Below are 21,946 nucleotides of genomic sequence, written 5' to 3' on the forward strand. Positions count from 1 at the left end.
TGGCTAATACGCTGTTTGGCGGGACGGCGGAGTTCGTCGCCTTGTGGTTCAAGCAAGCGGGCATGGAGGAAGCTTCTACATCTATGTCACGGTGATGATCGCCATTTCGCTGGTGGTCTATGTGCGGATGCGCGACACACGCGAGCATAGCCAAATCCAGGAAGATTGAAGCCGATGAGAGATTATATTTAACATAATGTATATTATCGGACTTTATGATTGTAAGCGCTAAATAGAAATGTCACCCCTCCGCTAGTTAGAGATGTCACTCTCGACGTCGCAGTGCGGGTCATCGGTGGCATGGTTATCTCCTGATACAGGAGGTGGCGCTTATGACGGTGATTGGCATGAGCCATGGCGAGCTTTCCCGTTACGATACGCTGCTGCGGGTCGAGCGTGGCGAATTGCGTGTTGAGGATGCGTCGGCGCTATTGGGCCTTTGTCGAAGGCAGATATTCCGGTTGCTGTCACGATTACATGCGGCCGGTCCCGAAGGCTTGATTTCGGGTAGGCGTTGCCGACCAAGCAACCGGCGTTATGATGACGATTTCCGCGAGCGCGTCGTCGCGATCGTGCGCGAGCATTATCATGATTTCGGACCAACCCTGGCTCGCGAGTATCTTGCCGAGCGGCACGATATTCATCTGGCCTGCGAGACGCTGCGCCAGTTGATGATCCAGGCTGGTTTGTGGAAAGATCGCGATGCTCGTCGCCCTCGCCCGTATCAGCCTCGCTATCGCCGGGATTGCCGTGGCGAGCTGATCCAGATCGACGGTTCAAAACATTGGTGGTTCGAAGACCGCGGGCCGCAATGCACCCTGCTGGTCTATATCGATGACGCGACCAGCGAGCTGATGCACCTCCAGATGGTCGAGAGCGAGAGCACCTTCGCCTATATGGAAGCGACCCGCGCGTATATCGAACGGCACGGCAAGCCGGTGGCCTTTTATTCCGACAAGCACACGGTCTTCCGCAACCCAAAACCTACAGCCAGGCGCGATGGCATGACGCATTTCGGGCGGGCACTGGATGCGTTGAACATCGAGATTATCTGCGCCAATTCGCCGCAGGCCAAGGGCCGGGTCGAACGGGCCAATGCAACCTTACAGGACCGGCTGGTCAAGGCGATGCGCCTTGAAGGCATATCGTCCATCGCGGAAGCCAATGCATTTCTGGCGGCCTACATGGCCAGGCACAATGCTCAGTTTGCTCGCCCCGCCTTCGATGCCCGCGATCTGCACCGCCCCCTCGCCCCGCATGACGATCTGCGCTCGATCATGGTCTGGCAGGAACAACGGACGGTGACGGCGGCACTGACTCTGCATTACAACAAGGTGATGTTCATTTTGGAGCCAAGCGATCTTGCCAGGAAGCTGGCGCGCAAGCGGGTGACTATTTGCGAGTATCCCGATGGCCGGCTGGAGATCGAGCATGAAGGGCATGTCCTGCCCTATCGCCAGTTCGACAAGATGCGGCAGGTCAACCAGCCAGCCATTGTCGGGAACAAACATCTGGACGCGGCTCTGATCCTGGCAAAGCAGCTGCAGGCGATCATGCCGCATCATCGTAAGCGCAATAATGACGCCCCTGCCCGCCGTGACCAGCCCATGCATCTGTTCCCCGAGCCAGACCCGCCACCAAAGATCGATCGCCGCAAACTGGGTGGCTCCAAGCTCAAGCGCGGCCCCAGGCTGAGCGACGCAGAGTTGCGCGAACGCGGTACGCTCAGGTTCGTGCAGACGACATGACCGGGCCCACTGCAGAGCAGCGGGTCCATGGCTCAGCTACCCCGAGGTTAGCGTATCAGCAGGGTCTGCGCTGCGCTAACCCGATGGCTCCACGCAGCCCCTGCTATTCCCCACCCTGTGACATTTCTATATGGCACAGATTGTGACTTCTCTACTTAGCGAGAACAATGATCGGGCTGGCCATAGCCCGGCACACGCCCTATCGGCAGGATCGACCTTTCTACCAGCCGGAACCCGCCCATGTCCCAAGCCAGTCCCGCCGACATCATGCCGCTTGCCACCGTGATGGCGCGACTGCGCGATCCCGACACCGGTTGCCCATGGGACATCGCGCAGGATTTCGCCTCGATCGCGCCCTATACGATCGAGGAAGCCTATGAAGTCGCCGACGCCATCGAGCGCAATGATATGGCGGCGCTGTGCGATGAACTCGGCGACCTGCTGCTTCAGGTCGCCTTCCACAGCCGCATGGCCGAACAGGCCGGACATTTTACCTTGCAGGATGTGATTGACGGCATCACCCAAAAGATGACCCGGCGGCATCCCCATGTCTTCGGGCAAAACGCACGGCGCGAAGACGGTCATGCACAGTGGGAGGCGATCAAGGCTGCCGAACGGGCCGAAAAAGAACCGGACCCCAGCGCACTGGCTGGTGTCGCAAACGCCCTGCCCGCACTGCTTCGCGCCGAAAAGCTGCAGAAGCGGGCCGCCCGCACCGGCTTCGATTGGCCCGATACGGTGGGGGTCATCGACAAGATCGTCGAGGAACTGGACGAAGTCCGCGCGGCGACCACCCAGGCTGACCGCGCCGAGGAAGTCGGCGACCTGCTGTTCGCCGTGGTCAACCTCGCACGTCATCTGAAGGTCGATCCGGAAGCTGCTCTGCGCGCAGGCAATAGCAAATTCGATCGCCGCTTCCGCGCGATGGAGCAGCAGGCCGGTGCTGACTTCGCCGCTCTGTCGCTCGAAGCGAAGGAAGACTTATGGCAGCAGGCCAAACGGCAGGAGAAAAAGCCCTAAGCCTACGCCTCTCCGCGCTTCCCGAACCGCGCAAAGGCCGCGTCGGATAGCCGGACTTCGACGCGGCTCTCCTCCTCTTCCACGTCCGTCGATAACACTTCGCCATGTTCGTGCAGCCAGGCCATGGCCGCGCCATCCGACACGGGAATGCGCAGGCCATAGACCTTCGCGCCCGTGGTCATATGGTCGCTGATCATGCGTTGAAGCTGCTCCACCCCCTCCCCGGTCAGCGCCGACAGGATCGCCACATCATCGCGCCGCGCCGCCGTTTCGCGCGCCAGGACCGCAGCATCCGCGTCCAGCAAATCCAGCTTGTTCCACGCCTCGATGATCAGCGGCGCTGGCGGTTCGCCCTCAGCTCGCTCCAGCGCGGCTTCCCCCGCAACCCCCAGTTCGCCAAGCACATCCAGCACATCGTCGCGCTGCGCATCGCTGTCGGGATGGGCGATATCGCGAACATGCACGATCAGATCGGCCGACAGCACTTCTTCCAACGTGGCGCGGAACGCCGCGATCAACTGGGTCGGCAGATCGGAGACAAAGCCCACCGTGTCGGACAGGATCGCCTTGTCGAGGCCAGGTAGCGCAATCTGGCGCATGGTCGGATCAAGCGTAGCGAACAGCAGATCCTGCGCCATGACATCAGCGCCGGTCATGCGGTTGAACAGCGTGGATTTGCCCGCATTGGTATAGCCCACCAGCGCAATCACTGGCCAGGGCGCGCGCTGGCGCCGCGCGCGGTGCAGGCCGCGTGTGCGCGTCACCTGGTCCAGTTCCTTGCGGATCTTGGCCATGCGATCGCGGATCATGCGCCGATCCGCCTCGATCTGGGTTTCGCCCGGACCGCCCAGAAAGCCGAAGCCGCCGCGTTGCCGTTCCAAATGGGTCCAACTGCGCACCAGCCGCCCGGCTGATAATCGAGATGCGCAAGCTCGACCTGCAGCCGCCCTTCATTGGTGGCGGCACGCTCGCCGAAAATCTCCAGGATCAACCCGGTACGGTCGATGACCTTGGCCTCGCAGGCCTTTTCCAGATTGCTTTGCTGCACAGGCGACAGGCTGTTGTCGACGATGATGAGGTCGGCCTCTTCCTGCCGCGCGAGCGTCGCGATCTGATCGACCTGACCGCTACCGAACAGGGTGGCGGGCTTGCGGTCGCGCACACGAAATGCCTGTGCCGCGCGCACATCGATGCCGATTGCTAAGGCGAGGCCCCGCGCTTCTTCCAACCGCGCATCGCTGTCCCGCCGATCGCCGCCGTGGGTTTCGGCATGAACGACGACAGCGCGCGCGCCGCGCGCCACTTCATCTTCGGAATCGCGATTGAATATGGCCATGAAAGTTTAACGCCTCAAAACACAGGACGCTCCCGAACAGACACATGCCCGGTCCAACGGAGGAACGGGGCAACGGCCTGCGCGGGAGCGCATAGACTATTATTCAAAAATATGCGGCGGGCGAATGCGTCCGCGCAGGGCCGGTCAATCGTCCTGTTCATTCTCGCCGGTCAGGTCGAGCGCATGGAGCGGCTGGACCGTCGAAATGGCGTGTTTGTAAACAAGCTGCACCATGCCGTCGCGTTCCAGCAGCATGCAGAACAGGTCGAACGCGGCGATTTCGCCTTGTAGCATGACGCCATTGACCAGGAACATCGTCACCGGACTGCCCGATTTACGGACGGCGGACAGGAAGATTTCCTGGAGCAGCTTGGCCTTGCCATTGCCCTCGCTCGCCTTGCGCAGGTCGGACAGGTCCATCGGCTGCGCGGGCATGACGGTCGAAATGGCATGCTTGTAGACAAGTTGCGACTGGCCATCGCGGCGCAGCAGCACGGAAAAATTGTCGAACCAGGTGATGATGCCCTGTAGCTTGACGCCCTTCACCAGAAACATGGTTACCGGAGTCTTGCTCTTGCGCAGGCTGTTCAGGAAAATATCCTGTAGATTGTTCACTTTATCGGCCATGGTCGTCGCCAGTCCTTTATTCTTGGCGGGACGTTACCCGCTCGCGCGCCCTTAAGCAGGGTGTCTTGCTTGCCCCCGCTTGTCGGAGGCGCAACGATCGTATCGCAATTGCGAACGGCCGTCCATGGGGAATGGCGCCGACCTACTCCTTGTCGTCTGTAATGCCCAGCAGCTTCAATTTACGATGCAGGGCCGATCGTTCCATGCCGATGAAGGTCGCGGTGCGTGAGATATTGCCCGAAAAACGGCGGATCTGGATGCGCAGATATTCGCGCTCGAAACTCTCGCGCGCCTCGCGCAGGGGGGCGCCCATGATCGCGGACTGGCCCATCCCCTCCCCGCCGCCGCCGCTGGTGAGTTCAGGCGGCAGCATGTCGAGTTCGATCCGGCCGATCCGGTCGCCCGGCGCCAGGATCATCGTGCGTTCGATGACATTGCGCAACTGGCGGACATTGCCCGGCCATTCATTGGCCTGCAGCGCGGCCATCGCGTCGCTTGCCATGTCCGGCGGCGGAACGCGGCGTTCTGCGGCGAAGCGGGCAAGATAATGTTCAACCAGCGGCGGAATATCGTCGCGCCGTTCGGACAAGGGCGGAATGGCGAGCGGCACGACGTTGAGGCGATAGAAAAGATCCTCACGGAAACGCCGTTCCTCAATCTCCCCCGCCAGGTCGCGCGCGGTCGAGGAAATGACGCGCACGTCCACCTTCACTTGGCGCTGGCCACCAACACGCGTGAAACTCTGATCGGTCAGCACGCGCAATATCTTGCCCTGCGTGGTGATCGGCATGTCGGCGATTTCATCGATATAGAGTGTGCCACCATGCGCCTGCTCCAGGAAGCCGGGACGGACAAGGCCGCTCTGATCCTCCAGCCCGAACAATTCCTCTTCGACCCGGTCGGGGTCCATGCGCGCGGCAGCGACGATGATGAAGGGCGAGTCGGCCCGCCCGCTCCAGCTGTGGAGCATACGCGCGGCTATCTCTTTACCGACGCCGGCCGGGCCGGAAATCAGCACGCGGCTGCCGGTGCCCGCGACCTTCTTGATCGTCGCGCGCACGCCGTTGATCGAGGCGGAACTGCCGGTCAACTCGTCATCCTGGCCGAAACGGGCGCGCAGCACCTGATTTTCCCGGCGCAACCGTTCCGTTTCGGTGGCGCGACTGACAAGGTGCAGCAGCCGGTCGGCCTCGAACGGTTTTTCGATGAAGTCGGCCGCGCCCTTGCGGATCGCGGCGACGGCGGTGTCGATATTGCCATGGCCCGAAATCATCAGCACCGGGATGGTGGGGTCGCGCCGCTTGATCTCGTCCAGCAGTTCCAGGCCGTCCATCCGCGACCCCTGTAACCAGACGTCGAGCAGGACGAGCGAGGGGCGACGCGCGTCCAGCGCTTCGATCGCGGCATCGGCATGGGCGGCGGTGCGGGCAGTGAAGCCCTCATCCTCCAATACACCCGCGACCAGATCGCGAATATCCTCTTCATCGTCGACTATCAGAATATCAAGCGCCATTGGCCGTCACTTTTCCCGTCAAATTACCTTGGGGCATGGCGATTACCTGCCCCTCTTCCAGTCGTTCCAGCGCGCCTGCGGCAAACCGCAATGTCACGCGCGCACCGCCACCTTGCGCATCGTCGAAGCGGATTTCCCCCAGATGCTCCTCCACAATCTTCTTGACGATGGCCAGGCCCAGACCCGTCCCCTTGGTCCGCGTCGTCATATAGGGTTCCAGGATGCGATCGCGTTCGGGCGGCAGGCCAATGCCGTCATCGCTGACCGTGATGATCAGATCATCGCCCTCCCCCGCCAGCGTCATGCGAACATGGCCGCGCGGCCCGCCATCGTCGGGAACGGGTTTGGGTTCAATGGCTTCCACCGCATTCTTGACGATGTTCGTCAGCGCCTGCCCAAGCTGCCGCCGGTCGCATACCAGTTCGAGGTCGGGTTGGTCAGCCTGAAATTCGAACCGGATGGAGGGATGCGCGACTTCGTGAAGAAATAGGGAGTGGCGCGCAATGTCGGCCACGGCCTCGCGCCGGAACACGGGCTTGGGCATCCGCGCAAAGGACGAGAATTCGTCCACGATCCGGCGCAGATCGCCCACTTGCCGAACGATCGTGCCGGTCAGCCGGGTGAAGGTCGGCCGGTCGCTGGTGATTTCCTCGGCATAGCGCCGCTGGAGCCGTTCGGCGGCGAGTTGGATCGGCGTCAGTGGGTTCTTGATCTCATGCGCGATCCGGCGCGCCACATCGGACCAGGCGGCGCGGCGCTGATCGGACAATTGCTGGGTGATGTCATCGAAGGTCAAAATATGGCGCGACGCATCTTCGGACCGCTTGACCGCCAATGTGCGCAGGTCGCCATGCGCGCGCACCTGCACGATGCCCGCGCCATCGCCCGACGCGATGAACTCCGCCAGTTCAGGCGATATCTCGGCCAGCGTGCGACCGACCGGATCATCCCCCTCCTCCACCAGGATCGCGGCGGCCGACCGGTTGAGCAACTGGATCTCGCCACTATGATCGACCGACAACACCCCCGCGCTGACGCCGGACAGGATTGCCTCGATAAAGGCGCGCCGTTCGTCCAACTGGCTGTTAGCGCCCACCAGCGCACCCGTCTGCGCTTCCAGCCGCTGCGTCATCCGGTTGAACGCCGACGCCAGCGTGCCAATCTCGTCGCGGCTTTGCAGGCTGGTGACGCGCGCCGACAGGTCGCCCGCCGTGATCCGCCGCGCCGCCGTCACCAGTTCGTTGACCGGCCGGACCATCCAGTCGGCCACCGCCAACGCGATATAGACGGCAATGCCGACCAGCAGCAGCGATCCCACGAACAAGGCGATGTTGAACCGTAACTGCAACGCGCGCGACTGGGCTGCGAACAGATCATAGTCCGCGATCACCGTCTTTGCCCGCTCCGCATTGGAGAAGGAGGAACTGCCCGCATTGCGTGTGACGTACAGATAGATTTTCGATCCCGGATAGAGCAGCGTCACTGCCTCGATCTGGTTTTGCTTGGCCAGCACCACGACATTTTCGCCCGCCGCCAGCCGCTTGGTGACTTCGGGCGTCAATATTTCGGATGCCGGGCGATTGTCCGGCTCGACCGTCGCCGCCGTGCGGGCGACGCCATCCTTGCCGACCTCGATAATCGACGCACGGTTGAGCTTGCGCGTCACCACCTGAAAGATGAACCTTCGGCAAAGCGCGGGCTGGAGACATCGGACTGGGTCAGATAGTCGCGCAGATCGTCCGCCATGGTGACGGTTTCATCGCTCACCTCACGCAGATTCTGCTCATAGTAGCCGCGCGCCAGGTCGCTCGCATTTTGCAGCATCCCGCGCGCGCTGTCCGATGCCCAGAATTGCACGCCATATTGGAACAGCAGAGACGCGAAGATCACGACCAGCAGCATCGGCACGCTGGCCGCGATCGAGAAGATGGCGACCAGTCGGACGTGCAACTGCCCGTCGCTGCCGATCGCCGACTGCGCCGCGCGCCGCTTGGCCACGCGCCGCCCCAGCAGCATCAGCAGCGCGATTGCGGGCACCAGGTTGGCGACCAGCAACAACGCGATGATCGGCGGGGTCAGCAGATCACCGGACGGCGCGCTGCCCCCAGCGAGCAACCGATATGTCAGGACGGCAATACACAGGAAGAGCGCGAGGGTTATACCCTCGACCAGTGCCGCGAGGCGCCCATGGCGCAGGAAGGGTGGCACCCTACGGCGCCAGATTGATGCCCGCCGGGAAAATGTGGTCGCGCCGCTCATAGTGGCTTTGTTACAACAAGGCCGTGCCCGATCAAACACAGTAATTGATCAAAACCCAGTCGCTGGTCGATATGACCTGTCGGTTCGTCCCGAAAAGCGGGCGCGGCCCGATCAGTCGGCCCCCATCAATCGGCAAGGCGGAGCTGGAGCGGGTCCAAGCCATAGTCGGTCAGCTTCTTGCGCAGCGTGTTGCGATTGATGCCGAGCAATCCTGCGGCGCGAATTTGATTGCCATCGACGCTGGACAGTACCTCCTGCAACAGGATCGGCTCGATCACCCCCAGCAGATCATCATGCAGACTGCGATTGGTTTGGCCCAGCCCGATGCCCAGTTGCCGCTTGGCCCAATCGCGCACCGCATGCACCAGATGGTCGGCCGGGGCGGCATAGTCGGCGGGCACAGCGTCCATGGGCAGCATGTTGCGCAGGATATCGGCCGTGATGATATTTTCGCGACTCAGCACCGACAGTCGCTGCATCATATTCTGCAATTCGCGGACATTGCCCGGCCAGTGGTAGGCCATCAGTAGCTGCGCCGCATCGTCCGCCAGCGTCTTGCGTGGCAGTCCCTCCTGCGCCGCGCGTTCCAGGAAATGACGCGCAAGCAGGATCACATCCTCGCGCCGTTCGCGCAAAGCGGGCAAAGCGATCGGTACGACATTGAGGCGATAGTAAAGATCCTGCCGAAACCGGTTGTCCTCGATCAGCGGCGGCAGATCCTTGTTAGTCGCGGCGATGATGCGGACATTGACCCGCACCGGCTTGGACCCGCCCACCGTCGTCACCTCGCCCGATTGCAGGACGCGTAGCAGCCGCGTCTGCGCCTCCATCGGCATATCGCCAATCTCGTCGAGGAACAGGGTGCCGCCCTGCGCCTGCTCGAACTTGCCGGCGGTGCGGGCATGGGCGCCGGTAAACGCCCCCTTTTCATAACCGAACAATTCCGCCTCGATCAGCTCGCGCGGGATCGCCGCCATATTGATCGCGATGAAGGGCCGCGTGCGCCGCTGGCCCAGGCTATGGATCGCTTCGGCCACCAATTCCTTGCCCGTGCCCGATTCGCCCAGGACGAGGATCGACAGGTCATTGGAAAGCACCCGCGCGATGGTCCGATATACCTCCTGCATCGCCGGTGACCGACCTACCAGCGGCAGGCCGTCATGCGGCAGGCCGATATCGCCCTCTTCCTCCGGCGCGCTCTGCCGCGTGCCGAGCGCATCGGCCACGGCGCGGGTCAATTCGTTCAGGTCGAACGGCTTGGGCAGATATTCGAACGCGCCCTTTTCGGTCGCGCGGATCGCGGTGTTGAGCGTATTTTGCGCGGACAGGATGATGACATTGAGGTCGGGGCGATCAGCGATGATCTCCGCCACTCCTTCCAACCCATCGCCATCGGGCAGCATGACGTCCGTGATCAGGATATCGGGCCGAAAACTGTCCATCAATGCCGCCCGCTCGCGGATCGATGCGGCGGTCTTCACCTTATGCCCCTGCCGCCGCAGCGCCTCGCCCACCACCACGCAGATGGCGGGATCGTCATCCACGACCAGAACGGTTCCCGTCGCCGCCATCAGCCCATGCCCATCGGCAGGAGGATGCGGAACGTTGATTCGCCGGCATCGGCATCGCGCGAATATTGGACGAAGCCGCTCATGTCGCGGACCAGCTTGTCGACCAGCGCCAGCCCCAGCCCCTGCCCGTCCCGCTTGCCGGTGATGAAGGGATTGAACAAATGATCCAGAATATGTTCGGGAACGCCCGGCCCATTGTCCACGACGACGATCTCGATCGGCAGGACCGCACTCCCCTTGCCCCCACCCATCACCACGGACACGCCATGACGAAAGGCGGTCTCGACGCGGATGCGCGGATTTTCCACATGTTCCAGCGCCTCGGCAGCATTTTTCAGCAGGTTGATCATCACCTGCACCAAGGCATCCTCATTGATGTTGGCAAATGGCAAGGACGGGTCATAATGTTTTATGATCTTTACATGTCTTGCAAACCCCGCCGCAGCGATCCCCGCCGCCCGGTCGATCAGCGGATAGATATTGCCGGGGCGACATTCCAGCGTCCGGTCAGTGGTAAAATCCTGCATCCGATCGATCAGCGCGGCGATGCGATCGACCTCGTTGCAGATCAGTTGGGTCAGCGCGCTGTCGCGCCCATCTTGCCCGGATTCAAGCAGTTGCGCCGCGCCTCTGATACCCGATAACGGGTTCTTGATCTCATGCGCCAGGATCGCCGCCGCGCCCATGGCCGACCGCGCGCCCCCCGACGTACCGCGATGACCGATCTTGCGCGCCTGGCTTTGTGCATGGAGCGACACGACCCGCCAACCTTCATGATCGATGATCGGCGAGATCATCAGATCGACCTCCATCTCGGCGGTGCGCCCGGCATGGACCTTGATGTCATAGGCCGCGATCGGCTTGTTGCTGTGCCAGATATCGAAGCGCGCGCCTGCCTCCGCAATGCGGATGGTCCGCGCCACATCGCTGTCGACAATCGCAGACCGTGCCATGTTGAGCAATGTCTCGGCGCTGACATTGGCCTCGGCAATGCTGTTGTCCGGCCGCACCAGCAGCGTCGCGACCGGCAACGCCGTCATCTGGTCGCTGAGCGATGGTCCGTCCTGCTGCAAGCGAAGCGGCGGGACGACCGTCATGACAACGGTCATGCGGCCTGGCGCAGGCTATCGGCATCCGCACCGCTGGCGATCAGCGGCTCATAGAAACCGGCCAGCATGTCGAGCACCTTGTCCGCATCGGGTTCCTGGTTCACCGCATGGCGGAACTCGGCCGATCCGGTCAGCCCCTTGGTGTACCAGCCGATATGTTTGCGCGCCATGTTGACGCCGGTATGGTTATCATAATGGTCGAGCATCGCCTTATAATGGCCTATGATCGCATGATATTGTTCTTCCAGCGTGGGGTCGGGAATGCGCTCGCCCCGTTCCAGCCAGGCCATGACCTGCCCGATCAACCAAGGCCGCCCATAGGCACCGCGCCCGATCATCACGCCATCCGCGCCGCTCTGATCCAGCGCCATATCGGCATCCTCGATCGAGCAGATGTCGCCATTGGCGATCACCGGCAGCTTCACGGCATCCTTGACCGATCGGATGAAGGACCAGTCGGCGCTGCCCTTGTACATCTGGCACCGGGTCCGCCCATGGACGGTGATCAGCTTCGCACCCAGATCCTCCGCGATGTGCGCCAGTTCGGGCGCGTTCAGGCTGCTATGGTCCCAGCCCATCCGCATCTTCACGGTCACCGGCACGTCCATCGCCTCGACCGTCGCCTTGATCAGCGCAGCGGCGAGCGGCAGGTCGCGCATCAGCGCGCTGCCCGCATCGCCATTGACGACCTTCTTGACCGGGCAGCCCATATTGATGTCGATGATCGCCGCCCCCCGATCGGCGTTCAGCTTGGCGGCCTCGGCCATTTCGGTCGGTGAACAGCCAGCCAATTGCATCGACACCGGCTCTTCCAACGGATGCCAGGCCGCCTTTTGCAGCGATTGGCGCGTCTCGCGGATCATCGCAGCGGTCGCGATCATCTCGGTCACGTTGAGACCGCAGCCATAGCGGCGGACCAGCGTGCGGAACGGCATATCGGTCACGCCCGTCATCGGCGCAAGAACGACCGGCGTGGCGATGGTCACTGGACCGATGGAGATGGGGGAAAGCCTGGACATAAACTCTGATGCTACTGCCTAAAAAACAGGCAGGCCATAGCCGAAATGGGATGGGTCGGCAAGGGATGGGGTCTGGCGGCCCTCCCGGCACTCGGCTATGCGCTGACACCATGACCGAAAACAGCAAGACCATCGCCCTGCTCGTCGCGGCGGGTCAGGGTAACCGGGCCGGTGGCGACACGCCCAAGCAATTTCGCCTGGTGGCGGGCAAGGCCGTGTTGGCCCATGCCTATGACGCGCTTGCGGCGCATGGCGGGATGGATGCGATCCATATCGTGCTGGGCGCAGGGCAGGAAGACACGGCCCGCAACCTGCTCGGCGATCGGGCGGCATCCTTCATCGAAGGCGCTGACAGTCGACGCGGATCCGTGCGCGCCGGGCTGGAGTCGATTGCAGCGATGGGCGGCGCAGAGCGGGTGTTGATCCACGACGCCGCGCGGCCGTTCCTGCCCGGCGCAGTGATCGACCGGCTGCTCCACGCGCTGGACGGGGCACCGGGCGCTATCCCTGCGTTGCCTGTCGCCGATACGCTGGTGCGGGGCATGGACGGACGCATCGCCGATGGCGTACCCCGCGACGGACTGTTCCGGGTGCAGACGCCCCAGGCGTTCCGCTTCGCCACGATCATGGCGGCGCACCGGGCTTGGGATGTGGCGCGCGAAGCCACGGACGACGCGCAGATTCTCCGCGCGGCGGGCCATGACGTCATGATGGTGGACGGCGATGAAGGACTGGAAAAATTGACCTATCCCCAGGATTTTGCGCGCGCTGAAGCCCGGCTCGCGCCAGCGATGACCGTGCGCGTCGGCATGGGCTATGACGTCCACCGTCTGGCGGCGGACGAATTATTATGGCTGGGCGGCGTGCTCGTGCCGCATGATCGCGGGCTCGCCGGACATAGTGATGCCGACGTCGCCCTGCACGCCATCGTCGATGCGCTGCTCGGCGCGCTGGCGGAAGGCGATATCGGCAGCCATTTCCCGCCTTCCGACGCGCAATGGCGCGGCGCCTCGTCCGATCGCTTCCTCGCCTATGCGGGCGAGCGGGTGGTCGCGCGCGGTGGGCGGATCGATCATATTGATCTCACCATCATCTGCGAAGCGCCCAAGATCGGCCCGCATCGCGACGCCATGCGAACCCGCATCGCCACCATCCTTGCGGTGCCGATCGACCGGGTGAGCGTCAAGGCGACCACCACCGAGCGGCTGGCTTTGCCGGGCGGCGCGAAGGTATTGCGGCGCAGGCGGTTGCCACCCTCTCCCTTCCCGCGCTATCCTGACGCCATGACCGATACACTCCTCCCGACCGCTCTGGTCGAACTGGCCGAAAAGGTCATCATCGCCAACCGACGCGCGGGACGTACAATCGCCGTGGCGGAAAGCTGCACCGGCGGGTTGGTCTCGGCCGCCTTGACCGAGATTGCAGGATCATCCGACGTGTTCGAGGCGGGTTTCGTAACCTATTCGAACAATATGAAGGCCGAAATCCTCAAAGTGTCGCATGATGTTTTGGAGACCTTCGGTGCGGTCTCGATCGCTACGGCCTGGGCCATGGCGCAAGGGGCGCTCAAGCAAAGCCGTGCCCATGTCGCCGTCGCCATCACCGGCGTCGCCGGGCCTGGCGGCGGGACCGAACAGAAGCCCGTCGGCACTGTCGTCTTCGCGCGTGCCGAACGGGGCGGCAGTCCCGATAAGATCGTCGCGGACCTGCGCCATTTCGGCGATATGGGCCGCGGCGGAGTCCGGCTTCAGGCGGCGTTATGCGCGCTAGAACTGCTGCTGCCCGACTCGCCCGCACCATAAAGTACGGCGGCACGGGTTTCGAAGGCGCCGATCATCTTGCGCAACGCCCGGTCGAACACTTGGCCTGCGAGCATTTCGAACAAGCGGTTCTTGAATTCGAACTCGACCTCGAAATCCACCAATACCCCGCCCTGCCCGTCATCGCGGAAGCGCCATTCATTGTGCAGATGCTTGAGCGGCCCGTCCATATAATCGACCCGGACATGATCGGGCCGATGCTTGTGAACGCGCGAGGTGAAGCTTTCCTTGATCCCCTTGAACCCCACGATCATGTCGGCAACCATGTCCGCTTCGCTGTCCGATCGAACGCGGATCGCGCTGACCCAGGGCAGAAATTCGGGGTAAGCCTCCACATTGGATACCAGATCGAACATCTGGGTCGGGGTGTAGGGGAGATGGCGGGTTTCGCTGTGCTTGGGCATATAGCGTTCAGGCCTTCACGGCCGTCTTGGCCAGCTTCGCTTCGCGCGCCGCGCGCATCTGCGCGAAATCCTCACCGGCATGATAGCTGGATCGGGTCAGCGGCTGGACGCCACTTGAAGGAAGCCCTTGGCCCGCGCGATCGCGGCATAGCTGTTGAACGCCGCCGGGGTGACGAACTCCATCACCTTGGTATGTTTGGGCGTGGGCTGCAGATATTGGCCCATCGTCAGGAAATCGATATCGGCCGACCGCATATCGTCCATCACCTGATGGACTTCCAGCCGCTCTTCGCCCAGGCCCAGCATGATGCCCGATTTGGTGAAGATCGACGGATCGAGCCGCTTGACCGATTCAAGCAGGCGCAGCGACGCATAATAGCGCGCACCGGGCCGGATGGTCGGATAGAGGCGCGGCACTGTTTCCAGATTATGATTATAGACATCCGGCCGCGCCGCGACGATCATCTCGACCGCCCGCTCATGCTTGTTGCGGAAGTCCGGGGTCAATATCTCGATCGTTGTGTTGGGCGTCGTCCGGCGCAGCGCCTCGATCACCTTGACGAATTGCGACGCGCCGCCATCGGGCAGGTCGTCGCGATCGACCGAGGTGATGACGATATGCTCCAGCCCCATCTCCGCCGACGCGTCGGCCAGATTTTGCGGCTCATTGACATCCACCTTGCGCGGCATACCCGTCTTGACGTTGCAGAAGGCGCAGGCGCGGGTGCAGACATCGCCCAGGATCATGACGGTCGCATGTTTCTTCGACCAGCATTCGCCGATATTGGGGCAGGCGGCCTCCTCGCATACCGTCGCCAGACCTTTGTCTCGCATCAACTTGCGCGTCTGATGATAGGCGGGGCTGGTAGGCGCCTTGACGCGGATCCAGTCGGGCTTACGCATGCGCTGGCTGGGCTCGGTTATGGGTGCGATGTCGTTCATTTGTCCCAGATAGCGATGCAAGGCCGGTCTTGCCAGTGTTGATATTGTCGGGCAAACCCCCTGCCATGACCGATTTTACCGACATGCTCGCAGGCTATCGCCGCTTCCGCGAAACCGGATGGGCGCAACAGCGCGGCCGATGGGATGAATTGAATGAGGGGCAAAGCCCCCGCGTCATGGTGATCGCCTGCTCCGACAGCCGGGTCGACCCGACCCAGATTTTCGACAGCAGCCCCGGTGAAATCTTTGTCGTCCGCAACGTCGCCGCTCTTGTGCCCCCGTTCGAAACGACCCCGGGCCATCATGGCGTGTCGGCGGCGCTGGAATTTGCGGTGCAGGTGCTCAAGGTCGGCGAGATCGTCGTCATGGGCCACGGCAGGTGCGGCGGTTGCAAGGCCGCGCTCAGCCACGATCTGAAAGACGCGGAACCGGGCGACGGCGGATTTATTCATGCCTGGATCGAACTGCTCGACGATGCGCGCGAGACGGTGATTGCTGCCCATGGCGACGAACGTAGCGACGAAGTCGAACGGGCGATGGAGCAGGAGGCGGTGAAGGTCAGCCTCGCCAATCTGCGCACCTTCCCCTGCGTCCGGTCCAAGGAGCGCGAGGGCGAATTGAAACTCGTCGGTGCGTTTTTCGCCATTGCCGATGGCCAGTTGCACGTGATGGACGACCAAAGCGGCATTTTCTCGCCCGCCTGAAAGGATTGATATGGCGTCGACACGCGATGGCAGCGGCAATATCGCCCTGCTGATAGACGCCGACAATGCGTCCGCCGCGCATTTCGATCCGGTGATGACCGTCCTGGCCGAACTCGGCACGGTCAATATCCGCCGCGCCTATGGCAATTGGAGCAAGACCACGCTCAAGACCTGGGCCGCGCTCTCGGTCGCGCAGGCGATTGAGCCGCAACAGCAGTTCGATTTGACCAAGGGCAAGAACGCCACCGACATGAAGATGACGATCGACGCCATGGACCTGATGGCGTCGGGCCGCGTCGATGGCTTTGGCCTCATGTCGAGCGACAGCGATTTCACGCCGCTCGTTACCCGCATCCGGCAGCAGGGCATCCCGGTCTATGGCTTTGGCTCGGTCCAGACGCCTGAAGGCTTCCGGCGTGCCTGCACGCGTTTCATCGACGTTGCGGCATTGGCAGCGGCAGAAGTGCCGTTGAACAAGCCGGCGGCGAAGAAAACGACAGCAACTGCCGCAAAGTCGCCGCAAGCCACAGAAAAAAGCACGCAGGCGAAAACCAGTCCGGCCAAAACCGCGCCACCCGCCCCGGTGGCGAAAAAGGCCGTGGACGAGGAAGTCATCAAATTGTTGATCGACGCCTATGGATCGGTCACCCGCGACGAACGCGGCTTCGTGCGGCTGGGATCGGTGGGCCAACTGGCCGGCAACCGCTCCAGCTTCGACGTGCGCAATTACGGCTATAAGCGCCTGTCCGACCTGGTGCAGGACATTCCCAATTTCATCTCGGAAACGCGCGAGGGCGGACAGGTCTGGATCAAGCGGGTCAATTGATCCGTCCGACTGAAAACCGCTACGCTACGGACAATCGGAAAAAAAGGGCCGGTCTTCGCAAAGACCGGCCCGTAAAGTTTTAGGAGAGGATGCCTGAAAGGCACCGTCTTCCTGCATTGATAGCGGTATCATGACAAATGCAAAGCGAAGAGGTACGGTTGCAAATATTGCAACCGTACTATGTTTACGCTTCGCCCCAAATGGCCTTCGCCGTCCGCACGACGAGATCGAGCTTTGCCCGCTGTTCATCTGGCGTGATCGCATTGCCCTCTTCGGTGGAGGCAAAGCCGCACTGGGGCGCGATGCCGAGCTGGTCGATATCGGCATATTTCGCTGCTTCCTCGATCTGGCGCTTCAAGCCATCGATCGGCTCCAGGTCAGGCACCTTGGTCGTGATGAAGCCGGGATAGACCCGCTGCTTGCCCTTGGCGAGGAAGCGCAGCGGCTCCAGACCCCCTGCCCGCTCGCTGTCATATTCCATGAAGAACAGATCGACGCCGGTCTGATTGAAGATGGCGTCCGCTGCCAGGTCATAGGCCCCTTCGGCCGCCCAGGTGGAGCGGAAATTGCCGCGGCACATATGCATCCCGATCAGCATGTCGGCCGGGCGATCCTTGATCGCGTCCTGCATCATGCGGGCATAAGCGGTGATCAGCCAGTCGGGATCGATGCCTTCGGCGACCTTTTGCGCGCGATGCTTGGGATCGCAGAGATAGGCGAAAAAGATATCGTCCATCTGCAGATAGCGACAACCTGCATCATAAAAAGCCTGGACCGCCTTGGCATAGGTTGCCGACAGGTCCGCAAATAGCGCACCGAGATCGGCATATTCGGGGACGCGAATATCCTCCTTCGCGGTCCGAAAATGGCAGCAGCTGGGGCCTGGGATCGAAATCTTCGGCGTCACGCTGGTTGTTTTTGCCAGGAACCGGAAATGGTCGAGCATTGGATGATCCGCGGGGAAGTCCAGCTTCCCCGTGATGACTGGGAAAGTCGGCCGCAATTTGACGCCATGAAACTGCGCACCCTCTTCCGGGTCGCGCTGCTCCAGGTCGAACCCGGTAAGCCCGCCCATGAAATCATAATGCCAAAAAGACCGGCGAATTTCCCCGTCGGTCACGACCTTCAGACCAACGGATTCCTGCATTTTGACCGCTTCGACGATCCCGGCATCTTCGATCGCGGTCAATTCCGCGCGCGAAATGCGCCCCTCTTCGAAAAAACGCCTTTCGCGCAGCGGTAACAGCAGCCGGCCGCAGCAGCGAGCGACATGGTCGGCGCGGAACGGAGGAGTAGAGTTGGTCATCGTCAAAAATCCGTGATGCGCGATTATCGGGTCAGCTTCTTATAGGCGAGGCGCGTGGGCCGGTCGGCCGCATCGCCCAGGCGGCGACGCTTATCCTCTTCATAGGCTTCGAAATTGCCTTCGAACCATTCGACATGGCTGTCGCCTTCGAACGCCAGGATGTGGGTGGCCAAGCGATCGAGGAAGAAGCGGTCATGGCTGATGACCACGGCGCAGCCTGCGAAATTCTCGATAGCCTCTTCCAACGCACCCAGCGTTTCGACGTCGAGATCGTTGGTCGGCTCATCGAGCAGCAGCACGTTGCCGCCCTTTTTCAGCATCTTGGCGATGTGGACGCGGTTGCGTTCACCACCCGACAGCTTGCCGACATTCTTCTGCTGGTCCTGCCCCTTGAAGTTGAAGGCACCGACATAGGCCCGCGTCGACATGTCGTGGCCATTGACCTTCACATAATCGAGGCCGTCGGAAATTTCCTCCCAGACATTCTTGCTTGGGTCGAGATGATCGCGGCTCTGGTCGACATAGCCCAGCCGCACGGTCGTACCGATATCGACTTCGCCGCTATCGGGCGTTTCCTGCCCCGTGATGATCTTGAACAGCGTGGATTTACCCGCGCCGTTCGGTCCGATCACGCCGACGATGCCGCCCGGTGGCAGCAGGAAGGACAGGTCTTCGAACAACAGCTTGTCGCCATAGGCCTTGCTGATGCCCTTGAACTCGATGACTTTGCCGCCCAGCCGCTCTGGCACCTGGATGACGATCTGTGCCTTGCCGGGCGAGCGGTTGTTCTGCCCTGCGACCAGTTCCTCGAACTTCTTGATACGCGCCTTGGACTTGGTCTGACGCCCCTTGGTCCCGGCCCGAATCCATTCCAGCTCGTCGTTGATCGCCTTCTGGCGGCCGGTGGCCTCGCGGTCCTCCTGCTCCAGGCGCTTGGCCTTCTTCTCCAGATAGGTGGAGTAATTGCCCTCGTAGGGGAAATATTTGCCCCGATCGAGTTCGAGGATCCAGCCCACGACATTGTCGAGGAAATAGCGGTCATGGGTGATCATCAGCACCGCGCCCGCATATTCCTTCAGGTGATTTTCCAGCCAGGTGACGCTTTCGGCATCAAGATGGTTGGTAGGTTCATCGAGCAGCAGGATGTCGGGCTTCTGGATCAGTAGCCGGGTCAGCGCGATCCGGCGCTTTTCACCACCCGACAGATTTTCGACCGACAGGTCCGACGGCGGACAGCGCAGCGCTTCCATCGCGATTTCGAGCTGATTGTCGAGCGTCCAGCCATCGACCGCGTCGATCTGCTCCTGCAACGTGCCCATTTCCTCCATCAGCGCGTCGAAATCGACGTCTTCGGGCGGATCGGCCATGATGTTGCTGATCTCGTTGAAGCGATCCATCTTGTCCGCAATCTCGCGGGCACCGTCCTTAACGTTTTCCAGGACATTCTTGTTGGGGTCGAGCTGCGGCTCCTGCGCCAGATAGCCGACGGTGATATTTTCACCCGGCCAGGCTTCGCCCGAAAAATCGGTGTCGATCCCGGCCATGATCTTGATCAGGGTCGATTTACCCGCGCCGTTCGGCCCGACGATGCCGATCTTGGACCCGCGATAAAATTGCAGGTTGATGTTGCTCAACACCGGCTTGGGCGCGCCGGGGAAGGTCTTGGTCATGCTCTTCATGACATAGGCATATTGCGAGGAGGCGGACATGGCTGCTGCAGCTCCGAATGAAGACAGAGAAAGGATTTGGCGCGGAGTTAGCGGAGGCGGGACGCATTGGCAAATGGGTGATGGCCAGCTACGCTCCCATCCATGCAGAAAATCCGATCGGGCACGCTGGCCGCCCTCCTCCTTGGCAGCGCTTTCACCCCCACCCTCTCCCTCGCCGCCCCGGCAGATAGCGCCGCGATTCGCGAAGCGGCGCTCAAGGATGACGTCGCCTGGGACTTCACCGAAGGGCTGACCACCGAAGTCGGGCCGCGTCCGGCCGGCACGCCGCAGGAGGCGCGGGCGCGCGACTGGGCGGTGGCCAAGCTCAAGGCGCTGGGGTTCAGCAATGTGCGGGCCGAACCCTATACCATGCCGGTATGGGTGCGCGGGCATGACGAAGCGAAGATCCTCTCGCCCTTCCCGCAAAATCTGGTGCTGGCGGCGCTGGGCAATAGCGGATCGACCACGGACAAGGGGATTGCCGGCGAAGTCGTCTATTTCCCGACCCTCGCCGATCTGGAAGCGGCCCCCGATGCGAGCCTGAAGGGCAAGATCGCCTTCGTCAGCCATGGAATGGAAGCAACGCAGGACGGCTCCTCCTACGGCTATTTCGGCGCGGCGCGTCGGCAGGGGCCGAGCATCGCGGCGAAGAAGGGTGCGATCGGCATCCTCATCCGCTCGATCGGCACGGACCATCACCGCATGCCCCATACCGGCGTTCAGATGTGGGCCGATGGCGTCACGCCGATCCCGGCCGCAGCGCTCTCCGTACCCGATGCCGAACAGCTCGCCCGCGTCATTGCGCGCGGACAGCCGGTGAAGCTGCACCTCACCCTGACATCGAAAATGCTCAAGGATCAGCCATCGGGCAATGTCATCGCGGAAATTCCCGGTAGCGATCCGGCAGCAGGCGTGGTCGTCGCGGCCTGCCACCTCGATAGCTGGGACCAGGGTACCGGTGCCATCGATGACGCCAGCGGCTGCGCCATCGCAGCGGCCTCGGCTCTGCATGTCGCAAAAGCAGGCCAGCCCCGCCGCACCATCCGCGTGTTGATGGCGGGCGCGGAGGAAGTCGGCGGCGACGGCGCACGCGCCTATTTCAAGGCACATGGTGCCGAGAAACATGCACTGGCGATCGAGTCGGATTTCGGTGCCGACCGGGTGTGGCGCGTCGATTTCAAGCTGCCGCAAGGGCATGAAGCGCTGGCAACACAGGTGGCCGACGCATTGGCTCCCTTAGGCATCGGTGCAAGCAGGCAGGAAGCCGGCGGCGGCGCGGATATCGCGCCGTTGGTGCGGGCGGGCGTGCCCGTCATCGACCTGCAACAGGATGGCACACGCTATTTCGACCTGCACCACACGCCCGACGATACGCTGGACAAGGTTGACCCCGCCCAGTTGCGCCAAAATGTGGCTGCTTGGGCTGTCACATTGAACCTTATCGCCAATGCATCAGAATCCATGGGCGTTAACTGAACTTTTATTGTAGACAACACCCCGTCGCGTGATTCTGTCGCTTCACCGACGCAGAAAAGCATTGATTTGTGCAGCGCACACGTTAATGCGGGTCGCTCGCGTAGGGTCACAGTATAAAGTGGCTGACGCGGCAAAATGCTATGGGAGCCGTACACAATGAAGAAGATCGCTGTAGTTTTCGCTTCGGCCAGCCTGATGGCTCTCGCCGCTTGCGGTGAGACCCCGGCCAACGAAACCGCGAACGCTTCGAACGCCGTGGTTGAGAATGTCGTCGAGAACGCCATGAACGCTTCGGACAACGCCATGAATGCCGCCAACGCTGCCGATAACGCTGCGATGATGGCAAACAACGCTGCGAACGCGATGTAATCTTCGCGTCAGCGAGATTTCCGAAGGGCGGGCCTCATGGCCCGCCCTTTTTGTTTGTAAGTCGATTGACGGCACGCACATTGGGCCGCTAAGGCGCATCGACGTCGGGGAGTAGCGCAGTCTGGTAGCGCGCCTGCTTTGGGAGCAGGATGTCGCAGGTTCGAATCCTGTCTCCCCGACCACTTACC

The 21,946-nt window shown here is 62.1% G+C and carries 15 protein-coding genes, 1 tRNA gene and 5 pseudogenes; 10 read left to right on the forward strand and 11 right to left on the reverse strand.

The window, feature by feature from the left end; translation table 11 throughout:
- From BF95_RS27315 to mazG, 3 genes and pseudogenes are all read left to right on the forward strand, one after another.
- Window positions 1-169, forward strand: a pseudogene (locus BF95_RS27315) (alpha-ketoglutarate permease); the annotation flags it as partial.
- A gap of 163 nt (window positions 170-332) precedes the next feature.
- The gene (locus tag BF95_RS09935) at window positions 333-1,748 is read left to right on the forward strand and encodes an ISNCY family transposase (protein ID WP_043151239.1); all 1,416 of its coding nucleotides are present in this window, start codon (window positions 333-335) and stop codon (window positions 1,746-1,748) included.
- A gap of 240 nt (window positions 1,749-1,988) precedes the next feature.
- On the forward strand, window positions 1,989-2,768 hold the full coding sequence (gene mazG, locus BF95_RS09940) for a nucleoside triphosphate pyrophosphohydrolase (RefSeq protein WP_043151241.1): 780 nt from the start codon (window positions 1,989-1,991) through the stop codon (window positions 2,766-2,768).
- A gap of 2 nt (window positions 2,769-2,770) precedes the next feature.
- On the opposite strand, the pseudogene hflX reads toward mazG, so the two are convergent.
- From hflX to dusB, 7 genes and pseudogenes are all read right to left on the reverse strand, one after another.
- A pseudogene (gene hflX, locus BF95_RS09945) lies at window positions 2,771-4,104 on the reverse strand (GTPase HflX).
- Between the two features lie 144 nt (window positions 4,105-4,248).
- Window positions 4,249-4,743, reverse strand: a complete 495-nt coding sequence (gene hfq / locus BF95_RS09950; protein WP_327195445.1) for an RNA chaperone Hfq — start codon at window positions 4,741-4,743, stop codon at window positions 4,249-4,251.
- A 130-nt stretch (window positions 4,744-4,873) separates the two neighbouring features.
- Complete coding sequence (gene ntrX, locus BF95_RS09955; protein ID WP_043151243.1) at window positions 4,874-6,244, reverse strand: nitrogen assimilation response regulator NtrX; 1,371 nt, start codon at window positions 6,242-6,244, stop codon at window positions 4,874-4,876.
- Window positions 6,234-8,503, reverse strand: a pseudogene (locus BF95_RS09960) (sensor histidine kinase). The gene ntrX and the pseudogene BF95_RS09960 overlap by 11 nt, the downstream one beginning before the upstream one ends.
- Before the next feature lie 125 nt (window positions 8,504-8,628).
- Entirely contained in the window at window positions 8,629-10,074 is a 1,446-nt protein-coding gene (ntrC, locus tag BF95_RS09965) for a nitrogen regulation protein NR(I) (RefSeq protein ID WP_043151244.1), read from the reverse strand.
- Entirely contained in the window at window positions 10,074-11,183 is a 1,110-nt protein-coding gene (locus BF95_RS09970; protein ID WP_043151245.1) for a two-component system sensor histidine kinase NtrB, read from the reverse strand. Before BF95_RS09970 ends, ntrC begins: the two co-directional genes overlap by 1 nt.
- Complete coding sequence (gene dusB / locus BF95_RS09975) at window positions 11,180-12,202, reverse strand: tRNA dihydrouridine synthase DusB (RefSeq protein WP_043151246.1); 1,023 nt, start codon at window positions 12,200-12,202, stop codon at window positions 11,180-11,182. Before dusB ends, BF95_RS09970 begins: the two co-directional genes overlap by 4 nt.
- Window positions 12,203-12,312: 110 nt before the next feature.
- Here dusB and BF95_RS09980 point away from each other — a divergent pair.
- A pseudogene (locus tag BF95_RS09980) lies at window positions 12,313-13,481 on the forward strand (bifunctional 2-C-methyl-D-erythritol 4-phosphate cytidylyltransferase/2-C-methyl-D-erythritol 2,4-cyclodiphosphate synthase).
- Window positions 13,482-13,485: 4 nt separating this feature from the next.
- Window positions 13,486-14,004, forward strand: a complete 519-nt coding sequence (locus tag BF95_RS09985) for a CinA family protein (protein WP_043151247.1) — start codon at window positions 13,486-13,488, stop codon at window positions 14,002-14,004.
- Here BF95_RS09985 and BF95_RS09990 read toward each other — a convergent pair.
- Both BF95_RS09990 and lipA read right to left on the reverse strand, forming a co-directional pair.
- Complete coding sequence (locus BF95_RS09990; protein WP_043151248.1) at window positions 13,950-14,426, reverse strand: type II toxin-antitoxin system RatA family toxin; 477 nt, start codon at window positions 14,424-14,426, stop codon at window positions 13,950-13,952. The two genes, BF95_RS09985 and BF95_RS09990, sit on opposite strands and share 55 nt — an antisense overlap.
- Before the next feature lie 7 nt (window positions 14,427-14,433).
- Window positions 14,434-15,368: pseudogene (gene lipA / locus BF95_RS09995) on the reverse strand (lipoyl synthase).
- A 65-nt stretch (window positions 15,369-15,433) separates the two neighbouring features.
- Between lipA and BF95_RS10000 the strand changes: the two are divergent.
- Window positions 15,434-16,072: a carbonic anhydrase gene (locus BF95_RS10000; protein ID WP_043151250.1), complete on the forward strand. Its 639-nt coding sequence runs from the start codon at window positions 15,434-15,436 to the stop codon at window positions 16,070-16,072.
- Window positions 16,073-16,082: 10 nt separating this feature from the next.
- On the forward strand, window positions 16,083-16,898 hold the full coding sequence (locus BF95_RS10005) for an NYN domain-containing protein (protein ID WP_043151251.1): 816 nt from the start codon (window positions 16,083-16,085) through the stop codon (window positions 16,896-16,898).
- Between the two features lie 184 nt (window positions 16,899-17,082).
- Here the strand turns inward: BF95_RS10005 and BF95_RS10010 are convergent, their stop codons facing one another.
- Window positions 17,083-18,204 carry a 5-methyltetrahydropteroyltriglutamate--homocysteine S-methyltransferase gene (locus tag BF95_RS10010; RefSeq protein WP_043151252.1) on the reverse strand — a complete coding sequence of 374 codons (1,122 nt, stop codon included), beginning with the start codon at window positions 18,202-18,204 and terminating at the stop codon, window positions 17,083-17,085.
- Window positions 18,205-18,227: 23 nt separating this feature from the next.
- A complete protein-coding gene (gene ettA / locus BF95_RS10015; RefSeq protein WP_037472204.1) occupies window positions 18,228-19,913 on the reverse strand; it encodes an energy-dependent translational throttle protein EttA in 1,686 nt (561 codons plus the stop codon).
- A 102-nt stretch (window positions 19,914-20,015) separates the two neighbouring features.
- Between ettA and BF95_RS10020 the strand changes: the two genes are divergently transcribed.
- The 3 genes from BF95_RS10020 (at window position 20,016) to BF95_RS10030 (ending at window position 21,940) form a co-directional block, all read left to right on the forward strand.
- Window positions 20,016-21,389 (forward strand): M20/M25/M40 family metallo-hydrolase, encoded by a 1,374-nt coding sequence (locus BF95_RS10020; protein ID WP_043151254.1) that lies wholly within the window; start codon window positions 20,016-20,018, stop codon window positions 21,387-21,389.
- Between the two features lie 156 nt (window positions 21,390-21,545).
- Window positions 21,546-21,758, forward strand: coding sequence for a hypothetical protein (locus BF95_RS10025; RefSeq protein ID WP_037472731.1), 213 nt, complete (start codon window positions 21,546-21,548; stop codon window positions 21,756-21,758).
- A gap of 105 nt (window positions 21,759-21,863) precedes the next feature.
- Window positions 21,864-21,940, forward strand: a tRNA-Pro gene (locus tag BF95_RS10030).
- Window positions 21,941-21,946 lie beyond the last annotated feature (6 nt).

Source organism: Sphingobium sp. Ant17 (genome assembly GCF_000588875.1).
Taxonomy (GTDB): domain Bacteria; phylum Pseudomonadota; class Alphaproteobacteria; order Sphingomonadales; family Sphingomonadaceae; genus Sphingobium.